The sequence below is a fragment of the Clostridium sp. 'deep sea' genome (assembly GCF_014931565.1).
Classification (GTDB): Bacteria; Bacillota; UBA994; order PWPR01; family PWPR01.
In genome coordinates this window covers 1360735-1381464 of record NZ_CP063353.1, presented here as the reverse complement: position 1 = coordinate 1381464, position 20730 = coordinate 1360735, and the positions used below count along the sequence as shown (strand labels likewise).

General features: G+C 30.2%; 20 protein-coding genes, 1 tRNA gene and 1 riboswitch. Of the genes, 16 read left to right on the top strand and 5 right to left on the bottom strand.

The window, feature by feature from the left end:
• Positions 1-1782, top strand: coding sequence for an ABC transporter ATP-binding protein (locus IMX26_RS06475; protein WP_195160860.1), 1782 nt, complete (start codon positions 1-3; stop codon positions 1780-1782).
• Positions 1783-2012: 230 nt separating this feature from the next.
• On the opposite strand, the gene yhbY is transcribed toward IMX26_RS06475, so the two are convergent.
• Positions 2013-2309 carry a ribosome assembly RNA-binding protein YhbY gene (yhbY, locus tag IMX26_RS06470; RefSeq protein WP_195160859.1) on the bottom strand — a complete coding sequence of 99 codons (297 nt, stop codon included), beginning with the start codon at positions 2307-2309 and terminating at the stop codon, positions 2013-2015.
• A 486-nt stretch (positions 2310-2795) separates the two neighbouring features.
• Between yhbY and IMX26_RS06465 the strand changes: the two genes are divergently transcribed.
• The 7 genes from IMX26_RS06465 (at position 2796) to IMX26_RS06435 (ending at position 9819) form a co-directional block, all read left to right on the top strand.
• Positions 2796-3395 carry an RNA polymerase sigma factor gene (locus IMX26_RS06465; protein WP_195160858.1) on the top strand — a complete coding sequence of 200 codons (600 nt, stop codon included), beginning with the start codon at positions 2796-2798 and terminating at the stop codon, positions 3393-3395.
• Positions 3396-3408: 13 nt separating this feature from the next.
• Positions 3409-4257, top strand: coding sequence for a zf-HC2 domain-containing protein (locus IMX26_RS06460; protein WP_195160857.1), 849 nt, complete (start codon positions 3409-3411; stop codon positions 4255-4257).
• A gap of 21 nt (positions 4258-4278) precedes the next feature.
• Positions 4279-5013 carry an SIMPL domain-containing protein gene (locus tag IMX26_RS06455; protein WP_195160856.1) on the top strand — a complete coding sequence of 245 codons (735 nt, stop codon included), beginning with the start codon at positions 4279-4281 and terminating at the stop codon, positions 5011-5013.
• Positions 5014-5224: 211 nt separating this feature from the next.
• Positions 5225-7825 (top strand): DNA polymerase I, encoded by a 2601-nt coding sequence (polA, locus tag IMX26_RS06450; protein ID WP_195160855.1) that lies wholly within the window; start codon positions 5225-5227, stop codon positions 7823-7825.
• Positions 7804-8640 (top strand): DNA-formamidopyrimidine glycosylase, encoded by an 837-nt coding sequence (gene mutM / locus IMX26_RS06445; protein WP_195160854.1) that lies wholly within the window; start codon positions 7804-7806, stop codon positions 8638-8640. The genes polA and mutM overlap by 22 nt, the downstream gene beginning before the upstream one ends.
• A 10-nt stretch (positions 8641-8650) precedes the next feature.
• A complete protein-coding gene (coaE, locus tag IMX26_RS06440; protein ID WP_195160853.1) occupies positions 8651-9253 on the top strand; it encodes a dephospho-CoA kinase in 603 nt (200 codons plus the stop codon).
• Positions 9250-9819, top strand: coding sequence for a lytic transglycosylase domain-containing protein (locus IMX26_RS06435; protein WP_195160852.1), 570 nt, complete (start codon positions 9250-9252; stop codon positions 9817-9819). Before coaE ends, IMX26_RS06435 begins: the two co-directional genes overlap by 4 nt.
• A gap of 83 nt (positions 9820-9902) precedes the next feature.
• Here the strand turns inward: IMX26_RS06435 and IMX26_RS06430 are convergent, their stop codons facing one another.
• Entirely contained in the window at positions 9903-10448 is a 546-nt protein-coding gene (locus IMX26_RS06430) for a GNAT family N-acetyltransferase (protein ID WP_195160851.1), read from the bottom strand.
• Positions 10449-10607: 159 nt separating this feature from the next.
• Here IMX26_RS06430 and IMX26_RS06425 point away from each other — a divergent pair.
• The 8 genes from IMX26_RS06425 (at position 10608) to IMX26_RS06390 (ending at position 17752) form a co-directional block, all read left to right on the top strand.
• Positions 10608-10694 (top strand) — tRNA-Leu (locus IMX26_RS06425).
• 162 nt (positions 10695-10856) lie between these two features.
• Complete coding sequence (locus IMX26_RS06420; RefSeq protein ID WP_195160850.1) at positions 10857-11330, top strand: RNA polymerase sigma factor; 474 nt, start codon at positions 10857-10859, stop codon at positions 11328-11330.
• Between the two features lie 5 nt (positions 11331-11335).
• A complete protein-coding gene (locus tag IMX26_RS06415) occupies positions 11336-12586 on the top strand; it encodes a hypothetical protein (protein ID WP_195160849.1) in 1251 nt (416 codons plus the stop codon).
• A 165-nt stretch (positions 12587-12751) separates the two neighbouring features.
• A riboswitch (cobalamin riboswitch) is annotated at positions 12752-12930 on the top strand.
• 113 nt (positions 12931-13043) lie between these two features.
• The gene (locus IMX26_RS06410) at positions 13044-14135 is read left to right on the top strand and encodes an ABC transporter substrate-binding protein (protein WP_195160848.1); all 1092 of its coding nucleotides are present in this window, start codon (positions 13044-13046) and stop codon (positions 14133-14135) included.
• Positions 14136-14319: 184 nt separating this feature from the next.
• The gene (locus IMX26_RS06405) at positions 14320-15327 is read left to right on the top strand and encodes a class I SAM-dependent methyltransferase (RefSeq protein ID WP_195160847.1); all 1008 of its coding nucleotides are present in this window, start codon (positions 14320-14322) and stop codon (positions 15325-15327) included.
• Complete coding sequence (locus IMX26_RS06400; protein WP_195160846.1) at positions 15324-16343, top strand: iron ABC transporter permease; 1020 nt, start codon at positions 15324-15326, stop codon at positions 16341-16343. The genes IMX26_RS06405 and IMX26_RS06400 overlap by 4 nt, the downstream gene beginning before the upstream one ends.
• Positions 16340-17119, top strand: a complete 780-nt coding sequence (locus tag IMX26_RS06395; protein WP_195160845.1) for an ABC transporter ATP-binding protein — start codon at positions 16340-16342, stop codon at positions 17117-17119. The genes IMX26_RS06400 and IMX26_RS06395 overlap by 4 nt, the downstream gene beginning before the upstream one ends.
• 396 nt (positions 17120-17515) lie before the next feature.
• Positions 17516-17752 (top strand): hypothetical protein, encoded by a 237-nt coding sequence (locus IMX26_RS06390; protein ID WP_195160844.1) that lies wholly within the window; start codon positions 17516-17518, stop codon positions 17750-17752.
• Positions 17753-18546: 794 nt separating this feature from the next.
• On the opposite strand, the gene IMX26_RS06385 is transcribed toward IMX26_RS06390, so the two are convergent.
• From IMX26_RS06385 to IMX26_RS06375, 3 genes are all read right to left on the bottom strand, one after another.
• On the bottom strand, positions 18547-18885 hold the full coding sequence (locus IMX26_RS06385) for a YddF family protein (RefSeq protein WP_195160843.1): 339 nt from the start codon (positions 18883-18885) through the stop codon (positions 18547-18549).
• Between the two features lie 54 nt (positions 18886-18939).
• Positions 18940-19308, bottom strand: coding sequence for a MazG nucleotide pyrophosphohydrolase domain-containing protein (locus IMX26_RS06380; protein WP_195160842.1), 369 nt, complete (start codon positions 19306-19308; stop codon positions 18940-18942).
• A 195-nt stretch (positions 19309-19503) separates the two neighbouring features.
• Positions 19504-20610 (bottom strand): hypothetical protein, encoded by a 1107-nt coding sequence (locus IMX26_RS06375; RefSeq protein ID WP_195160841.1) that lies wholly within the window; start codon positions 20608-20610, stop codon positions 19504-19506.
• Positions 20611-20730: the final 120 nt, after the last annotated feature.

Here is a 20730-nt window from a genome sequence, read left to right as displayed (position 1 = left end):
ATGAGAGATTTTGATAAAAGAGATGTTTATAAACAAGAGTTTGATTTAGATAATTTTAAACGCCTTGTTAAATACCTAAAACCATTTATAAAATATCTCATAATAACCCTTGTTATTATGGTGGGGGTTTCTTTAGTGGAGATGTCTGGACCTATCTTAATAAAAGAGGTAATAGACAAGGCTTTACCTCAAAAAAATCTTCAATACTTAAATATGTTGGGCATCACATTTTTAGCTTTAAGAGTGCTCTTAGCTGTAGGCGCTCACTTTAGAACCAAGCTACTTAATAAAACGGGTCAATCAGTTATTTATAATATTCGTCAAGAGTTATTTAATCATATTCAGAAGTTATCATTAAGATTTTATGATAGCAGACCAGCTGGAAAACTAATGACTCGATTAACATCTGATGTTGAAAACCTAAATGAGCTTTTAACATCTGGCATAGTTCAGTTTATAAATGATATTATAACGCTCGCGATGATTATGGGTATAATGTTATACATGCATTGGCAACTGGCTTTGTATACTTTTGTAATACTACCACTGCTCTTTTATATTGGCTTTAAACTACGAAGCCATGTTAGAGATAATTGGCGAGTTGCCCGCAGCAAAAGATCTAGTATGAATGCTTTTTTACAAGAATCAATAAGTGGTATGAGGACTATACAGGCTTTTACTCAAGAAGATAGTAGTTCTTCATCTTTTGATGAAGTTAATAACGATTATACCTCTGCTCAAATTAAGGCCACCAGAACAAGCCTTTTATTAAGACCTGCGGTAGAGATTTGTAGTGCTATTGGTTCTTGTATTATTTATATAGCAGGTGCAACATTTATTTTTAAAGCAGATATATCACCAGGGGTTTTGGTAGCATTTATTTCTTATGTAAAATGGTTTTGGGAACCTATTAGAAATTTAAGTAATTTTTATAATGTTTTATTAGTTGCTATGGCTTCAGCTGAGAGAGTATTTTCCATACTTGACCAAGAACCTGAAATTAAAAATAAAATAACAGCACAAAATATGCCAAAAATAAAAGGTGATGTTGAATTTAAAAATGTTAAGTTTGGTTACGATGCTAATATTGAGGTCTTAAAGGGGGTTAGTTTTAAGGTAAAACAGGGACAAACGATAGCCCTAGTTGGAGCTACGGGTGCAGGAAAAAGCACCATAATTAATTTAATCCCAAGGTTTTATGATATTTTAGATGGCAGTATTTTAATAGATGGGTTAGACATAAAAAATGTAACAATGAACTCCCTGAGATATCAAATGAGTATTGTATTACAAGATCCCTTGATTTTTTCAGGCACAATAAAAGATAATATTGCATATGGAAAGCCTAATGCTACCGAGGAAGAGATAATTGAGGCCGCAAAATTAGCCAATGCCCATGAATTTATTATAGAATTTGATAAAGGATATGAAACTGAGGTGCATGAACGAGGGTCTCGTTTAAGTGTTGGACAACGACAGTTAGTTAGTTTTGCTAGAGCGATTCTGGCTGATCCCCGTATAATTATTTTAGATGAGGCAACCTCGAGTATTGATACTAAAACTGAGAAGTTAATACAGGATGCCATACAAAAAGTACTAATAGGCAGAACATCGTTTGTTATAGCTCACAGATTATCTACTATTAGAAATGCAGATTTAATTATGGTTATTGAAAATGGTTTAATAGCAGAGTCAGGAACCCATGAGTCATTAATGAGTAAAAAAGGCATGTATTATGATTTAAACCTAGTTCAGTATAAAAGCTTAGAGAAAGCAATATAAGTTAAGTAAAATAAAAAAGCAGAATTAGTAGCAATTAATTTTGCTTTTTTTTATTGTATTTGTGGTAAAATAAAGAGTAATTAAAGTATTACATAAATATAAGCTATTTTGACCTTGAAAAAAACATATAAGCTACTCTATTAGTTGAATATTACACACTTTAAGAAGAAAAAGTAACAATAAACAAACAATCCAAAATCATATAGATTATGGATTGTTAATAATAAACATTACTTACTAGGCAAGTTGATTATTGGATCTTCATTATTTCTTCTAAAAATAACAAACTTTCTACCAATTACTTGAGCTATTTCAGCGTTTACAGAATTGGCTAATTCAAGTGCAATTTCTTTAGTATCAGCTTCAATATTTTGTTGAACTGAACACTTCATTAATTCGTTTTTAGTTAAATAATCATCGGCTTGTTTAATTAGATTGTCATTAATAAAGTTTTTTCCAATATATAATTTAGGCTCTAAATGATGAGCTAATGAGCGTAAATAAGCTCGTTGTTTACTTGTTAACATTAAAAATCTCCTTTTTATAATGCGACGATAATACGACAATTGTAACATGTTTAAGACCAAAATGACAATACTTTGATAATGACCAGATATGCTACATTGATATATGAAGTAGTTTATACCTAAATAATGCAACATATTATAGCTTTATTGTTATAAAATAACATTATTAAGATTAATTTTCGTAATGAATTTATAAGCTTAATAAAAATTAAGGTTAGCAGAGTAAAAAAGAGTATTAAAAAATTAAACTATGCTAATAAAATGGCAAAAATTATTATATAATAGAGATTGATTACAAATTAACGACTGTGTTATGATTTTTAACTAGTTTGAATAAGTACTTATATTAATTTTAGTATTTAAAAATAGATTTAATAGGCTATATTCTACCACCAGCAAACTTATATTATATATTTTAATAAAACTTTACGATAATTTAAACAATATTAACCTTTATGTTAGAGATGGTAGAAGGGGGAGGGTAGCATGCAAGAAGATAGTTTTTTAATTAAGCAAGTATTAAATGGAGACAATGAAGCTTACGATATTTTAATGAAACGATACGAAAAAAAAGTTTTTAATTTATCTTTACGCATTTTAGGAAATTATGAGGATGCAGCAGATGCAACTCAAGAGGCATTTATTAGGGCCTATAAATCATTAAAAACCTTTAGAAATGATTCAAAATTTAGTACATGGGTATGTAGAATAGTTACTAATGTAAGCTATGATTTTTTGAGAAAAAGGAAAAAAGTAACTATCGTTTCAATACATACTGATAATGATGATAATAGAAGAGATATTGACATTCCAGATACCGATGTTAGTAGCAACCCAGCTGATTCAGTTACAAGAGATGAGTTGAGAAAAGCTATTGTAGAGGCAATTGCTTCACTAGAACCAGCTCACAGAGATATAATAGTTTTAAGAGACATAAAAGGTTTTAGTTACAAAGAAATTGGAGACCAATTAAATATAGCTGAAGGCACAGTAAAGTCCCGATTAAATCGCGCGAGAATCAAAGTTTCAAAAATTCTTAAAAATAGTGGGGAACTTTTGCCACCCCTATTGCGTCAGACCAAGTAAAGGAGGGATAGAGATGACTTGTGATAAAGTACAAGAATTACTTACATCATATTTAGATAAAGAACTCAGTGAAGAAGAGTATAATCAAGTCTCTATTCACCTTGCGCAGTGTTCAGAGTGTAGTTCATTACTGCATTATATTCAAGAAGTACAAATAACATTCAACGATATCCCAGAAGTGGATCCGCCTGAGAGAATACGTAAGAATGTTATGCAGTCAATTGTCAAAAGTGAAACTACTAAGGCTAAGCAGATTGGTTGGCAGTGGAAGCGTGCTGTTGCAGCACTTATCTTGTTTACAGTTTCAATAGCCACGGGTTTACAGCCGTTATTTGCAGCAAATAATACCTCTGACGCAGCACCTATGAACTTTATTGAAAGTGTAAATAATAATGAACCGAGTACGTTTTCTATTTTAAGTGATGCAAAAAGTGAGCCACCAACCACTTACACTATAATAGATGAGAGTGGTCCAAAAGTGGACTCTAACAATGGTGGTGATATTAACAGTAAAGCAGTTAATCCAGCCAAAGATAGAGAAATTAAGCAACAATCAGAACTTACAGCCCCAAGGAATCAAGATATAGAAAAAGCTATTAATGAAGATATGCTTCCTAAAGACAACGGAGACAACAGATTAAAGAGTTCAAAAGCTATTTTTACACCATCAAAAGAAATTATAAAAACTAAAACTAACTATAATGGTGTGGATACAGCAAAAATCTGTTCAAGCTCAGCTAATACAAAAGAAATAGTGAATAATTGGTATGAAAAAATACCAAAAGACAGGATAGCAATTTCTGTTAGTGGGATTATGTTTTCTTTAATTTTGCTTTGGTACTCGCGCCCAAAAAAAGCTTAAACTATTTGGAGGTCTACAATAATGAAAAAAACTAGTGTTTTAATTGCTACAATCGCTATGTGTGCAGTATTAGTAACTGTTTTTAGTTTTAATACACCAACTACTTCAGCTGCTGAAAATAGATACGAACGTCAAGTATCAGTTACTGGTGAAGCTGAGTTAAAAATAGAGCCTAACTTAGCAATTTTATCTGTTGCTGTTGAAACAGAGAATAAATCTGCTCAGTTAGCATCATCTAAAAATGCCTTAGCAATGAATAAGGTTATAAAAGCTTTAAAAGATGCTGGTATTGATGAAGATACAATTTCAACAAACGGATATGGTTTATATCCAATTAGCCATTGGGAAGATAACAAACGCGTAAACGATGGATATAGAGTAACAAACAATATAAAATTTGAAACAAAAGATATTAAAGATGTAGGCAACTTACTTGATATAGCTGTAAAAGCTGGTGCTACTAGAGTTAGCTCTCCTAGATTTACAGTTGCTGACCAAGATGAAATTAAAATGCAACTTTTAGAGATGGCAGTAAAAAATGCTACTGAAAAAGCTGATGTATTAGTAAAAGCAGCTGGTGCTACACGCGGTGTGGTCATTTCAATTAATGAAAATAGTATTGGTGGTAACTGGTATAGAACTGTTGACTATAATGTAGAAATGGTAAAAAGCGTTGCCAATGATGTATCTACTCCAATAGAGGCTGGCGATGTAGAATTAACAGCTAGAGTATCTGTATCTTTTGCTATTCAGTAAGAGCACATGCTATAATTAAAGTTACCAAACGGTAGCTTAAAAGTCGAGTGTAATAAGATTATAATCAGCAATAGTTAATTGTAATGCTACTTATATATTATATTTTAATCGACACTGGTATTTATTGATTTTGTCAATTTCTTAAAGCTGCCTGTTAAGGTGGCTTTTTTGATATTTAAAACTTTTCCTAAGAAGATGGGGGTAAATATATATGAAAAAATTAGTATTAATTGATGGACACAGCTTAGCATTTAGAGCCTTTTATGCTTTGCCTTTATCTATGCAAACAGCATCTGGCATATTTACAAATGCAAGCTATGGATTTACAAGTATGCTCAAAAAAATATATAAAGATATACAGCCAGATTATATTATTGTAGCTTTTGATAAAAGTAAAACAACGTTTAGAAACGAAATTTTTGCAGATTACAAAGGAACACGTGGCAAAATGCCAGATGAGTTACATGAGCAAATTGAATACATTGAGCAATTACTAGATGCCCATAACATTAAACAAATTAAACTAGAGGGTTATGAAGCAGACGATATAATTGGTACTATTTCGAAGGTGGCTGAGCAAAAAGGAGATATTCAAACAATTATTATTACTGGTGATCGAGATTTATACCAGTTGGTAGACAAAAACACAGCTGTATACTATACCAAAAAAGGCATAAGCGATATTGACGAAATGAACCTTAATGCTATTAAAACTAAATATGGTATAACGCCTCAGCAGTTAATAGATGTAAAGGCGTTAATGGGAGATAAGTCAGATAACATACCAGGGGTACCTGGTGTGGGTGAAAAAACTGCTTTAAAACTAATAACTGAATATCACAACATAGAAGAGGTTTACAACAATATAGATAAAGTTAAAGGCAAGGCATTACCTAAAAAACTAGCCGATAATAAAGAGTTGGCCTTTATGAGTTATAAATTAGCTAAAATTGACAGAAAAGCTCCTGTGGATTTTGAATGGTTAGACATTGAGGTGAACGAAGTTAATACAAATGAACTTTATAAATTATATACAAAACTAGAGTTTAATAAATTTCTGCAAGACTTAAACCAAAATGAGCAACTTAATGAAAAAATAGAAGACTTAAAAGAGTTGCAAGTTATAATTGTTAATAAAGAAAATGAAATTGAGCTCTTAAATAATATAAATTGTTTAAGCTTTTTTCTAAACCCTGATACCGACCAACTTTATGTAATTGATAACAATAAATTATACCAGTTCAATACTGATATTTGGCAGTCAAAACAGTGGGTTGATGTGTTAACTAATGTAAATATTAAAAAAGTCACCCATGGATTAAAGCAAGCTGTACATTATTTTAATAAAGTAAATATTGAAATTAAGGGTATTATTTTTGATACAGAGTTAGCTGGCTACGTACTTGACCCAACCTCTGCCAAATACAGTTTACCACTCTTAATTTCAAAGTACTTACCAGAGAAAAATATAAGTATTCAGGCATTAAACCAATCGCTATTACAAGCAGTAAGTTATATACCTGACTTGTACATGGTAATGAGTAAAAAAATTGAAGAATTATTTTTAAACGAGCTATACTGTGAGGTGGAGTTACCTTTAGCAACTGTTTTAGCTCAAGTAGAAGAGAATGGAATTTCAGTAGACAGTAATGTATTAAAAGATATGGCTACCGAACTTAATATACGCATAAATCAGCTAACAACCAAAATATATGATTTAGCTGGAGAAGAGTTTAATATTAACTCACCCAAACAATTGGGATTAATATTATTTGATAAACTAGGCTTACCCGTTATTAAAAAAACAAAAACTGGGTACTCTACCTCACAAGAGGTGCTTGAAACATTAGCTTTAGAGCATGAGCTACCAGCTTTAATAATCCATTATCGTCAATTAGCTAAGTTAAAATCAACTTATGTAGATGGTTTAATTACCTTAATTACTGAACAAGGAAAAATTCATACTACCTTTAATCAAACTGTTACAGCAACAGGTAGATTAAGCAGTACAGAACCAAATCTTCAAAATATTCCTATAAGATTAGAAGAAGGTCGTAGAATAAGAAGAGCTTTTGTTCCAAGCACTGATTATGATTTTTTATTAGCAGCCGATTACTCTCAAATTGAGCTAAGAATACTTGCCCATATGTCAGGAGACCCTATTTTAACGGATTCCTTTACTAAGAATGAGGATATTCATACTCGTACTGCATCCGAAGTATTTAATGTAACTACAGATAAAGTAGATAGAGAAATGCGTGCTAGAGCTAAGGCAGTAAATTTTGGCATTGTATATGGTATGAGCGACTATGGTTTGGCAAGAGATATTAAGGTATCACGTAAAGAAGCTGCAGTGTATATAAATAACTATTTCGAAAGATATAAAGCAGTAAGAGCTTATTTAGATCAAACAGTAGTAGATGCAAAAAGCAATGGCTATGTAGAAACCATTTTAAACAGAAGAAGGTATTTACCTAATATTAATAGTCGTAATTATCATCAGCGATCGTTTGCTGAGCGTATTGCAACAAATACTCCTATTCAAGGTAGTGCTGCTGACTTAATAAAACTAGCTATGGTTAGGTTACAGCACGCATTATTAAAAGGCAAATATAAAAGTAGAATGTTACTACAAGTACATGATGAATTAATATTAGAGGTTACAAAAGAAGAGTTACCGGAGATAGCAGATCTTTTAGAAAAAACTATGAAAAATGCAATGCAGTTAAGTGTGCCAATTAAAGTAGATGTTAAGGTTGGCGTTAATTGGTATCAAATGGAGGAATATAAATGCCAGAATTACCAGAAGTAGAAACGATCAGAAGATCATTATTGCCTTTATTAAAAGGTAAAAAAATAAAATCAGCAAAACTCACTCATGCTAAATTACTAAAAAATGCAGAGGCACATCTTTTTAGTGAATTATTACAAGATAGAATATTTGAGTCAATTAATCGCCGTGGAAAATATTTAATGTTTCACCTCGATAAAGATTTAAGGCTATTAGTACACCTACGCATGACTGGTCAACTAAGATTTGAAGACCCCGAAACAGAGCTTAAAAAGCATAATCATTTTATTATAGATTTAGACAATGGTAAACAACTTAGATTTGTAGACGTAAGAAAGTTTGGCATGCTTTACATTGGAGATGAAGATGAAGTAAGCAAAAGCTCAGGTTGGCATCGACTTGGCCCAGAACCTTTAGCTGAGCAGTTTACATTTGAGTGCTTTAATGAAATCCTCAATAAACAAAGAAAACGAAATATTAAAGCTCTTTTACTCGATCAACACATGATAGCAGGATTAGGTAACATTTATACTGATGAAGCCTTATTTAGAGCCAGTATACACCCCTTAAGTACAGCAGGTAAAATACCAGAGCAAAAAAGAAGAGCTTTGCATCAATCCATCAAAGATGTATTAAATGATGGAATAGAGCATAGAGGAACAACTCTAAATGACTATGTTGATGGGTTTGGCAAAACAGGTAGTTTTCAATTTTTGTTACAAGTGTATGGTCGAAAAAATGAACTATGTTTAACCTGTGGACATCCTATAGATAGAATAAAAGTCGCGGGCAGAAGTACTCATTTTTGTGAGATATGTCAAGAGAGATATAACTAGAGGAAAAGCAATGATTAAAATAGGTTTAACTGGTGGAATAGCAACTGGTAAATCAACAGTTGTAAATTTTCTCAAGCAAAAAAAAATAGCAATAATTGATTGTGATATACTAGCAAAACAAGCCGTAGCTTTAAACAAACCAGCTTACTACCAAGTAGTAGCTTATTTTGGTACAGATATTTTACAACAAAATAAAGAAATAAATAGAGGCAAATTAGGAAGTATTGTATTTAATGACAAACAAAAAAGAAAAGCGTTAGAGCAAATTATTCATAAACAGGTACTTAGAGACGTAAATGAGCTACTTCTATCATATAATAGTGAACAGATAGTAGTTATAGACATACCTTTATTGTTTGAGGCTAAGCTTGAGTACTTGGTTGACGAAATATGGGTAGTGTATTGCGCTTTTGATCAGCAGTTAACAAGGCTTATGCAGCGTAATAATTATAGCAAGGCTGAGGCAAAAGCAAGAATTAACGCTCAAATGCCCATAGACTTTAAAAAACAGCATGCAGACATAGTATTAGATAATAGTAGTACTATTTCAAAATTGCTTTTACAGGTTGAAATTAGACTTAATGAATTAACTAAAAATGGAGAAAAATCTTGATAAAAACTTTTTACTCAAAAATTAGAATAGCATTAGCATTGATAATACTGCTTGTAATAATAGCAGTATTAGTTACATCACAATTTTTTTGGAAAGTTCTATACCCTATACCGTATAAAGATATTATTTGGCAGCATGCAACAGAGACTGGACTTGATCCATATTTTATTGCCTCTATAATAAGAACAGAGAGTAATTTTGTACCTAGAGCATTATCTAAAAGTGGAGCGATAGGGCTTATGCAACTAATGCCTAATACCGCTAAATGGGTGGCAGATAAAGTAGAATTAAAAATAGCAAAAAACGAAGATTTATATGATCCAAATACTAATATAAAACTAGGAACTTTCTATATAAAACATCTCTTAAACAAATATAATAACAATACTGCAATGGCTTTGGCTGCTTATAATTCAGGTATGGGTAGGGTGAAAGAGTGGATCAATGAAGGAATTTGGAATGGTTCTATATCAACAGCCAATGAAATACCGTATGATGAAACCCGCCACTTTGTAAGAAAAGTATTAAGGTCTTACGAAGTTTACACTAGTTTGTATGGGCGTTAAAATTATTTAAAGAGTTTTATATAAAAACAAAAAGGAGCAGTCAATAAATTATAAAATAATTATTGGTATGCTCCCGTTATTTTTTATAGCGTTTTTTCTAATTGAATATCTAAAGGTTCTTTTTTTAATATTTTTTTGTTTATTTCAGTAGCATATACACAGCCATGTCTTTTATAAAATTTTTGACTTTTTACTGATGGATGTGCCCCTATATATAGTTTGTTTGCTCCCATAAATTTTGCTTTAACACAGCATAAATTAAATAACTCAGAGCCTATTCCATATCCTCGTAAATCCTTAGTGGTATGCAGGAAGCTTAACTCTATATAAGTATTCTTTTCACCAAAAAAAACACCCTCAACCGCTGCAAATCCTGCTAAAGTATTGTTGCTGTACGCCCCAATAACAAAGCCACCATGTTCAATACATTTTTTTAACTCTCTAACTATTTTTGATTTTTTTTTATTATCCCAATCATCGGTAAAGCTTATGTCATTAATTATATGAATATCATTAGTTTTATACCAAGCCCTAGTGGTTACTTGAAACCGATCAAAATTTTTTAATAAATCGCTAGTTAGATCTGCCATAGCTAGCTCTCTACATTCAAATACAATCTCATTTTCCATAAAATCACCTTATTTTTAATCATTTATATCATAATTATACTCCTAATTATAAGATATTACTAACAATATCTTAAATCATTAAGTTCACTTTATTTAATATTAATATTTTCATTGAAAAATTTTGAAAAGCGTAATATAATTATTTACATAAATTTATATGCCGAAGTGGTGAAATTGGCAGACACGCTGTGTTCAGGGCGCAGTGAGCGTAGGCTCGTGTGGGTTCGAGTCCCATCTTCGGCACCACAAAGATAATCCGAATCATTTACCAATGTATATTGCTGGTGAGTGATTCGGATTTTATAATTATGTAGATAAAATACGTATTAAATTATATATAAAAAAATGAACCAAATGCGGGTTTAGATTGTATTGTTAGTGAAAGACTTTCAAATACATATAAAGGAGATGACGAAAATAGATTTGTCATGTAATGAAATTATAGAGAATTATTCAGATATGGTTTACCGGATAGCCATATCTCAAGTTGGAAATAAAAATGATGCTGACGATATATACCAAGAAGTGTTTTTACAGCTTATTCGTCATATCAGCTCATTAAAAAGTGAGAAACATGTGAAGTATTGGCTAATAAGAACAACAATAAATAAATGTAAAAATCACCTTAGCTCGTTTTGGAGAAATAACATAACTGAAACTGATTTAAACAGTTTTACTAATAATAATACTGAGGTTGATGATGTTTATTATTTGGTATTAGCCCTAAAACCTAAGTTTAAAAGTGTTGTATACCTGCATTATTATGAGGGATATAAAATTGATGAAATTGCTTTAATACTAAAATCAAGACCTGGAACAATTAAATCTAGATTATATAAAGCAAGAAATATCTTGAAAAAACAAATTGCAAAAGGAGATTAATAACTATGAATTTTGAAAAATATAATAAACTAATATCAAAAATTACAGCACCAGAAGAGCTGAAGAAAAAAACACTTATTCTCATGAATAAGGAAAAAAAACACCATGTAAAACCTGTTTTTATGAAACTTAAATATGCCTCAATTATAACCTGTATACTTGTATTATCAATAACTACCGCAGTTTTTGCTGCAAGTATTTTTTCACCACTCGATGGTGATGAGTTAAGGTTAAGTAGCGAATATAAAGGTAATGGAATTATTACTGTAAATATAGATAATCTTTCTGAAAAAACGCTAGCTTTAGAGAAAAATCTTAAATTAATGCTTTATAGTACTGGTAAAGAGGTAGAACGAGATTATGATGGTAAAATATTAGTGACTAATACTAAAGTAGATCCTAAATCATCTACAAAAATGAAAATTGATATTTCTAATGTCTATAATATAGAGAAACTTGAACAACCCCTAACAGATGATGCCTACTATTTAATCCTTACCAATAATAGATTTATTTTTGGTCATGATTGGCAATGCACTGTGAAATTTTCTAAAACAATTGTCAGTGACAAAAATCATCCTGGACCAATGGTGGTTGATAGCGACATAATAAAAAATATTAATAAAGAACTGCAATATTATTTTGAGAGTAATGAGGTAGAAACACCTGAGTTAGAGATAACTAAAGAGTATGTAAACACTTACGAAAAAATCTTTAAAAACATTGAAAAGCCCATAGTATCATCTTCAAGTGGTAAGTTATATTTACAAGAAGAGGATGATGTTATTTTTGATAAAAATCTTTCACAAGATGAACAAAAAGAACTTATTGGAATGAATTATTTCTGTAGGGATGCAGGTAGAAAATTGATAGCAACAATGGAGGAATCTGCGTTGGTTGTGTCAGCGATGGTTCCTCAAAAAAAATATCCAGGCAGCTATAGTGCTTTACCCTTGTTATATATTATGACATATGATAAAGAAGATATTTCTTCTAATGATGACTATGTATTTATCTATGGAAATCTATATACATTTAATGAACTTGAAGATTTAAAAGTATATGAAGACAAATTATCCATCTGTTATGACATAAGTTCGTTAATTTACACTGACTTAGATGAGTATATTGAGTCATATGTGCAAGCAACACCTACAGCTAGTTATAACGACGAGATTGATGAAACAGTAAAAAATATTTATAATTATTTTAAAGATAACATGAGTAATTTATTTAAATACCATGAGAGTAATTAGTTAATTAAAATTAGTGTGGCTTATGCTGCACTATTTTTTTATTTACGTATAGGGTAAAAAGTAATAATACTATTATCGAATATGTTAAATTATTATGATTTGTAGTTAAAAATTACCAAAAAAGTACATGATAGTACTTGAATATTGAGAGTAATTGCCATATACTAACTTTGGCATAGAAAAGGTGCTCGTAATTGAGGTAATAGGGAAAATAGTGTAAATCTATTGCAGCCCCCGCTACTGTAAGCAGCAATGAAATCTTGTAACCACTGGAGTAATCTGGGAAGGAAAGAGAGTAAATTAAGCTGTAAGTCAGGAAACCTGCCTTTTCTTATTTCAATAAAAACTTCGGTGGGAGGTTCATTTATTAACGGTGTTATTAAATGTACACGTTTTTACTCTTGCCTCTTGGGCAGGAGTTTTTTTATTTCCTCAAAACAAATTTAAGGAGAGAAAAATGAAAAGAAAACTCTTAATAGTAATGATTATTGCTCTTATTTCTTGTATGGCATTGGCGGGTTGTAATAAAGTAGCCCATGAAAAAGGAGCTAGTGTACCAGAGCACAACAATACTAGAACAATCACTGATTTATCAGGGCAAGAAGTAGTATTGCCTGCTGCCAGTGAACTTAATAAAGTTATTATAATAGCTCCACCATTGTTAGCAACGTATGCAAATGTTGTTAAAGATACCGAAAAACTCGTTGGTGTACATCCCCGCTGTATAAGCGATGCAAATCAAGAACTGCTAAAACTTGTTGTTCCTAATTATAAATCAATAAATACAAGTTTTTTAAAGGGCTTTACTTCAAATGCAGAAGAGATATTAAAAATGGCTCCAGATGTAATACTTGTTTATGGGGATTTTCAGAAAAAAGGCTTAGAAAATATTGATATTCCGATAGTAGACTTTTTTATAAAAAATCCCAAAAATGAGGATTGGTCAGTTCAAATAGATAGCCTAATGAGAGAAGTTTTTGAAATTACAGAGCAAAATACATTACAAAAAGAATGGGATAAGGCAAATGAAATAGTTAATGAGGCCTTAAAAAATATCAAAGATGAAGATAAAAAATTAGCAATAATGGTACGAAGCAATAGTGAAGAAATGTTTACTGTAAGAGGTGGAAACTATTATGGTGACGATTGGCTAGTAAAAACAGGTCTTATAAACGCTGCCAAAGATTTAAAAGAAGATGGTGCTCAAATTTCTATGGAGCAATTATATGAATGGAATCCAGAGGTAGTTTATGATTTTCTTGGTGCTGATGCAGATAAGTATTTAGCAAACGAAATCAAAGGACAAGATTGGGATAGTGTAAAAGCATATGAAAATAAGCAAATATACCATATGCCAGAAGGAATGTTTAATTGGGGATCTCCTAATGTTGATTCACCACTCACTTTAATATGGATGACTATGAAGAACTATCCTGATTTGATTGAAGAAGAGTTTTTTAATAATTATATGAAACAGTATTATAAAAGGCAGTACAATATTGATTTAACAGATGAGTTGATGAAGTCAATACTTAATCCTCAAAAATAGCAATAAATACTAAAAGTATATCTATAGTAAGATGTAAAAACCTATATAAACAGGCAGGTAAATGTATTGCTGCTTCCCTGCTTGTTTATAAAATATTATTTGAATAGATAATTAATTTATCTTTACTATTAATAATTGATATAAATATATATATATTTTAAAGATTAAATAAGGAGATATGATATTGAAAAGTGCAATTAAAATGCCACAATATAGTGCTGAGATGTTTTTACGCAAATCATACGAACTACTTGAAACAGAATTAATGTATGCTAGTATTGACTTGGATATATATAAATATTTAAAATCGCCCATTTCTTTAGATAAGCTAGAATTACAAACGGGATATCACAAAAGAAACCTAGAATTAATGCTTAACGCATTAACTTCAATGAATTTTTTAATAAAGAAGGATGGTAAATATTCGAGTACGCCAGAAACCAATTATTATCTTAACTCTAATAGTGAAATGTTTTTAGGAGATCATATTTTATACTGGAGAGATATGACCAATCTCGGAGACCTTGTCTCTTTAGTAAAACATGGTCCAAAAGAGAAAAAGTTTAATGATGATAATGGCTCTGATTTTTTTGATTTTAGATCTATGGGACAAGGTGCAAGAAACACCATGTACTTAGGCAGAGTACAAAACTTTATCTCAATTATAAAGCGATTGTTTAAGGTAAATGATGAATTTAGTGTTTTTGATATGGGCGGTGGCTCAGGATTACTGTCTATTGAAATAGCCAGAAATTTTCCAAACTCAAAAGCGGTTATTTTTGATCAACCCCAAGTAATTGAATTAACAACTGAAATTATTAAAGAGTATAAAATGGAAGATAGAGTAAAAACTCAATCAGGCAATTTTGTTAAAGATTCTTTTAACAGTAAATATAATTTAATCATAGCTTCTGGAGTATTAGATTTTGTTGGTGATATAGATGTAATGATAAAAAAACTTAAAGATAGCCTTACAGATGATGGATATATTTTTATTAGCACTCATGGCATTAATGAAGAATTTACCGGACCTAAAACTTACATTTTAGGTTGGTTAGCTAGTCATTTAAACGGTCTTAATATTTTAAAACCAGATTCAACAGTTAAAAAAGCAATAAAAAATGCAAAATTAGAGATTGTTCTTAAAGATGAAAGCGGCTTACGTTATGTGGTAAGGAAAAAAAGAGAATGATTGTTAGAGAAGAAAAAAGAGCATTAACTATAATTTTTATAAGTATCATATTATTAGTTTTGGTAAGTTTTATTTCTCTTTTTTTAGGCAGATATTCACTTTCACCTTTGCAAGTTATTAAAATAATTAATGAGAAAATGACAGGGGTAATTACAAATAAAACAGCCTATAAAGTTGTTTGGGATATAAGACTACCAAGAGTATTTTTGAATATTTTAGTAGGTGCAGGACTAGCAGCCTCTGGGGCTGCTTTTCAAGGCATATTTCAAAATAGATTGGTGAGCCCTGATATTTTAGGTGTTAGTAATGGAGCTGGATTTGGCGTAGCACTAGCTATGCTTTTGGGCTCTACATTACCCTTTGGGGTAGCTCCTATGGCTTTTGTGGGAGGTATTGTTAGTGTATTAATCACATACTCAATATCAAAAATAAAAAAGGACCAATCAACTTTGGCGTTAGTGTTATCGGGAATAGTTGTAGCCTCTTTTTTCAGCGCCCTAATTTCATTAATAAAACTAGTTGCTGATACAGAATCAGTATTGCCTTCAATTACCTATTGGCTGATGGGTAGTTTTGCAAATGTTGGTTATGATAAAGTAGTTTTTGCTTTATTATTTATAGGTATTGGATTATTGGTGTTAGTATTAATGCGCTGGAAAATCAATGTTTTATCAATGGGAGATGAAGAGGCCTATACCTTAGGTATAAATCCACAAAAAAATAGAATTATTATTATTATTGCCTGTACAATTATTAGTGCTACCTGTGTAACTGTATCAGGCATAATAGGATGGATAGGAATGATAATGCCAAATATCTGTAGAGAATGTGTTACTGCAAATAATAAACACCTGTTACCAGCTTCTATTGTGTTGGGTTCCTTATTTATGGTTACTGTAGATTTAATTGCTCGTTGTGCTACAGCAGCTGAGATACCTATAGGTATATTAACTGCAATTATTGGTGCTCCAATCTTTGTATTTGTCTTTTTCAAAAGGGAAGGAGAAAAAATATGAGATTGTCTGTAAACAATGGTTGTTTTAGCTATATAAAAAATAAACCAATATTACAAAATCTATCTTTAACTTTACAAGAGGGAAAACTTTTATGTGTTTTGGGTGAAAATGGAGTTGGAAAAACAACTTTTCTAAACTGTCTAACAGGAGTACTAAAATGGAAATCGGGGTATGTGTCGATAAACGGCAAAAAAATTGAAGGTATCTCAAAAGAGAAAGATATAGCTTATGTACCTCAAGCACATGCCGTAAAATTCCCCTATACTGCACTTGATATGGTCTGCATGGGTAGAACAAAACATATGGGTTTTTTTGCAACACCTTCAAAAACAGATAAAGAAATAGCATTGCAAAGTATTAATAATATGGGAATTACGCATCTTGCAGCAAGACAGTGTTCTAAAATGAGTGGTGGTCAACTTCAATTGGTTTATATTGCTAGAGCTTTGGCAGGGGATCCCAAGTTAATAATATTAGATGAGCCTGAAGCACATCTGGATTTTAAAAATCAAGAGCTTATTATCCAAAGAATAAGAAAACTGGTAGATGATAAAAAAATATCATGCATTATGAACACCCACAGTCCTGTACATGCCTTAAAAGTATCGGACAATACTTTGCTGCTTGGTCGTAATTGTATATATGACTACGGAAAAACAGGTGATGTTCTTACAGAAAAAAACATTAATAGGTTTTTTAATGTAAAAACAAAAATTGTTGATCTAGACCCTTTAGGAATTAAAACTAAGGCTTTTGTATTATTATCAGATAAGTAAAAGAGAAAATAGATTTTATTGTACGCATAAACTGAAGTGAATAACTAACTGTATAATAAACAAAGAAAACGTGAGTTGTTCAAGTACAATGAGTAGTTCACGTTTTCTCTGCTATTGCTACTATACTATTACCTTATAACAATAATTAACAAATAGACACTCACAAAATAAGATATCTAGCCATAATTAAAGTTGTGCGAGTATAAGGCATTGCACTTAGCAAAATGGATGTTTTCTGCTAATACAAATATAGAGCTATTTATCTGAAACAAATAAAAATAATTGTAATAGGGTAATATTATATATTTTTTAAAATTTTGATTGCTAATATGGTATGATTAAAAAGTGATAGACTGGTTTTTAGAAAGTAGAAAATTAAAGAGATAGAGGTTAACTATGATTAAGTTTTTAAACAAACCAATTATAAAAAAAAGTAATGTAACTTATATGCGAATAATTATTGCAATTGTTTTGACACTAATTGTTACAAACTTACTATATCCAAATATATATAAAGAGAATAGTATTTTAATGGTGTTGCAACTTATTGTTACAGTCATTTTAGCTTCAATTTTAACTGCCCTTCTTCAAATTTTAAAAAAACACCTAATAAATAAAAAGCTCAATAAATAAAAGCAAAGGGGCTGTTGCATTAGCAGGGATAAAAAGAAGCTAATGTAGCAGTTTTATTTATAAAAAATATATGTTATGTTTTAGAAACCAACAAGTCACAAAGTGAAAAGCAATATGTTATACGTAATGAAATGAAGAATAATATATGATATTTCTTACTCCTCAGCACCTTCATCTGTAGTCTTTTATATGTTTACTGTTGAGTTAGTTCGACAGCCCTCACTTTAAATTTCTGAAATCATCCCTAAGAAACACTATTGGACCCAATTAAGTTAATTATTCAGACCATACTGTAATTGTCCGACAAATACCAGATACCATATTACAAATATTAACTGTAAATATGGGTTTGGGGTGTTTACAATAAAGCAATTTATCAACATCTAAACATAAATATTAAATTATATTGTTAAACTTAACTTAAAGAGATAGTTTTACTTTGTTAATAATTTAGCATTATAATTAGTATTTTTGCTATAAAAGAGAGAAAATTTATTTTACCTAAAGACATACGCTAAAATAGAGAATTTAACTAAATAATATAATAACAAAGTTTTTTAAACATTGACCATTTCACACAGCAACTAATCAAATTGGTCAAAAATACCAATATATTTTTACAATAAAAGTCTAAGCAAAATAAGTAAAAATATTACATTTAAAATTCTTTAGTTTAGTATAACTTAGGGCTTCTTAGTAGCTGTTTTTAGCTATTATAAGTTAAAAGCCCTAGCTTTAAAATAAAAGAGAGTTAACCTAAAACTAATAGATTTAACTCTCTTATCTTAATATTACTATTTTAATCTTTTCATTATCTTAAAATTAAAACCTATATCCTCAATTTCTTTTCTGTTTAAAATAATTCCCTCTGGTGGACGTTGCTTTAACTTAAAAACGATAGCCACTTGACCAATCTGTTGTTTATATTGAATTCTATTCATTTTTATATCTTTATTAAACACATCTGCCATAAGCTCTGCAGTAGCTAAATGACCAATAGCAGATTCAAATCCATTGTGGTTTAGATATTTTTTAGCTTCAGTTATGCTTATATCCTCAATTGAGTATAAGCCATTTGTAGTAGCAACTGTACCATTAAATAGTGCTACTGGATACTCACTTTTATAGCTCATAAATATGTCTCCTTATAAAAGAGTCTTTACTTTATATACCCTAAATTAAGTTTGCTATGCATTACCAGCTAAAAAGTCCTCATAGTTTTTTTTGTAATCTCTTTTTAAGTTATTATTATGTTTTTTTGTGTATACTCTAGCTAATTCTTCTGCACTAATATTAAATCTGTTTAAAGTATCATTATAATACATTAGTATATCAGCTAACTCTTCTATTAAATGCTCTCTAATTTGTCCATTAGCCATAACATCATGTAGGGACTTTTTCTTTACAATGGCAATAACTTCTCCTATTTCTTCAACCATATAAAGTATAAAGTTTTTAGCATATTCTGGCTCCATTGGAGACCATTCATCTTTATGAAGATTCCACAGTTCTTTCGACATACTTAATGTATCTGAAAAACATAAATCTTTAGGCATAATATTCTCACTTTCTATTTTGTTACTTTAATAAATTATAATTAAACAATTAAATTAAAACAACATTCCTGTTAAACCTAAATTTATGTTAAGAGATGAATTTGCTAGAAATAAGCGTTAACACACAACGTATTTACAAAATATTTTTTATTACGCATACAACGCGAAGTTATTTCACCACAGCCTAAGTTTAGCTTACAAAAACTTATCAGCTATTTTCACCGTAATAGTATTACTGCTTTTTACATCTGTTTTAAACTCATATATAGTTTTTTTACTTGTACATTTGGCAGATATTAACTCAAGCTTTTTCTTGCCATTATATATTTTTAATACGTTATCTACAGAATCACAAATGCTTAATAATGATCCATCTATTATTATTCTGGTGGTGATATTACCAATTCTAAATTCTTTTACTTTAAATAGCTTGCCATTTATATCTATTGCTTTATCTACTTTAATTACATGAGATATACCGTTATAACCTTTTTTTAAATCGTAAGCAAAGCTTATATTACATTTTGCAATGTCTATACTTGCACTATAGTAGTAAAAGAAATAGTTATTTAGGTTATTTATTTTAATAGTAGATAAATCATAAATACATTTATATTTATTACTATTATTAATTCTATTGTACTCTATTAAACAAGGTTTGCTGCTTTTTGCAGACATTATACCCAACAAAGGTTTAAGATTATTACTTAATGATATTAACATATTGTAATTAAACTCATTTTTACTGGGAGTTACGGTAAATTCGTAACTTAACATACCTGAATTTAAATCACAGCTATTAATATCTACTGCTATACAAGCGTTTTCTGTTATAGGCATTTTATAGTTATTGTTAATTTCTGTAATTGGTTTAGCTGATTTAATTAGAGCTTTTCTATTTCTTCTTACTTCTGTAAGGTTAATAGTGCAATTAGATAATTCAAGTGGTTCTTTAATATCTATTACACTTAGAGTATATATTGTGTTATTGATTTTAATCTCTTTGCATAAGTTCTCACTATTATTACCTACAATTATATCTTCTTTGTTTAGCAAGTTTAATGAAAAACGCAAGTTTTCAACACAGGTGTTTTCACTAATGTTTTCAACAGCTGAAAGCAAATATACTGAGTTTATATCTGAGCAAACTGCTAAAAAAGTAATATTTAACTCTTCTATAAGATGCTGGTCATTGATTAAAGTATAGTTGTTTTCTGTAAAGCAATTATTTAAAAAATCACAATTAAGATCATTAAGAATCGAGATTAAACTTAATTCACTATGTTGACTAACGATGTTCATTTTGCAAGCACTCCAACATAAATTTTTAGTAAAAAAAATGCCTTAGCATAACTTAACATAATTAAGACTAAGTCATTGTTTACAACTCAACAGTCTGCTTTTACCTTTATAAAAAAACAC

Excerpts from the sequence above, each read along its gene's own strand:
- IMX26_RS06475 (WP_195160860.1), top strand. The coding sequence starts at position 1 with ATGAGAGATTTTGATAAAAGAGATGTTTATAAACAAGAGTTTGATTTA.
- yhbY (WP_195160859.1), bottom strand. The coding sequence starts at position 2,309 with ATGTTAACAAGTAAACAACGAGCTTATTTACGCTCATTAGCTCATCAT.
- IMX26_RS06465 (WP_195160858.1), top strand. The coding sequence starts at position 2,796 with ATGCAAGAAGATAGTTTTTTAATTAAGCAAGTATTAAATGGAGACAAT.
- IMX26_RS06460 (WP_195160857.1), top strand. The coding sequence starts at position 3,409 with ATGACTTGTGATAAAGTACAAGAATTACTTACATCATATTTAGATAAA.
- IMX26_RS06455 (WP_195160856.1), top strand. The coding sequence starts at position 4,279 with ATGAAAAAAACTAGTGTTTTAATTGCTACAATCGCTATGTGTGCAGTA.
- polA (WP_195160855.1), top strand. The coding sequence starts at position 5,225 with ATGAAAAAATTAGTATTAATTGATGGACACAGCTTAGCATTTAGAGCC.
- mutM (WP_195160854.1), top strand. The coding sequence starts at position 7,804 with ATGCCAGAATTACCAGAAGTAGAAACGATCAGAAGATCATTATTGCCT.
- coaE (WP_195160853.1), top strand. The coding sequence starts at position 8,651 with ATGATTAAAATAGGTTTAACTGGTGGAATAGCAACTGGTAAATCAACA.
- IMX26_RS06430 (WP_195160851.1), bottom strand. The coding sequence starts at position 10,448 with ATGGAAAATGAGATTGTATTTGAATGTAGAGAGCTAGCTATGGCAGAT.
- IMX26_RS06420 (WP_195160850.1), top strand. The coding sequence starts at position 10,857 with ATGACGAAAATAGATTTGTCATGTAATGAAATTATAGAGAATTATTCA.
- IMX26_RS06415 (WP_195160849.1), top strand. The coding sequence starts at position 11,336 with ATGAATTTTGAAAAATATAATAAACTAATATCAAAAATTACAGCACCA.
- IMX26_RS06410 (WP_195160848.1), top strand. The coding sequence starts at position 13,044 with ATGAAAAGAAAACTCTTAATAGTAATGATTATTGCTCTTATTTCTTGT.
- IMX26_RS06400 (WP_195160846.1), top strand. The coding sequence starts at position 15,324 with ATGATTGTTAGAGAAGAAAAAAGAGCATTAACTATAATTTTTATAAGT.
- IMX26_RS06395 (WP_195160845.1), top strand. The coding sequence starts at position 16,340 with ATGAGATTGTCTGTAAACAATGGTTGTTTTAGCTATATAAAAAATAAA.
- IMX26_RS06390 (WP_195160844.1), top strand. The coding sequence starts at position 17,516 with ATGATTAAGTTTTTAAACAAACCAATTATAAAAAAAAGTAATGTAACT.
- IMX26_RS06385 (WP_195160843.1), bottom strand. The coding sequence starts at position 18,885 with ATGAGCTATAAAAGTGAGTATCCAGTAGCACTATTTAATGGTACAGTT.
- IMX26_RS06380 (WP_195160842.1), bottom strand. The coding sequence starts at position 19,308 with ATGCCTAAAGATTTATGTTTTTCAGATACATTAAGTATGTCGAAAGAA.
- IMX26_RS06375 (WP_195160841.1), bottom strand. The coding sequence starts at position 20,610 with ATGAACATCGTTAGTCAACATAGTGAATTAAGTTTAATCTCGATTCTT.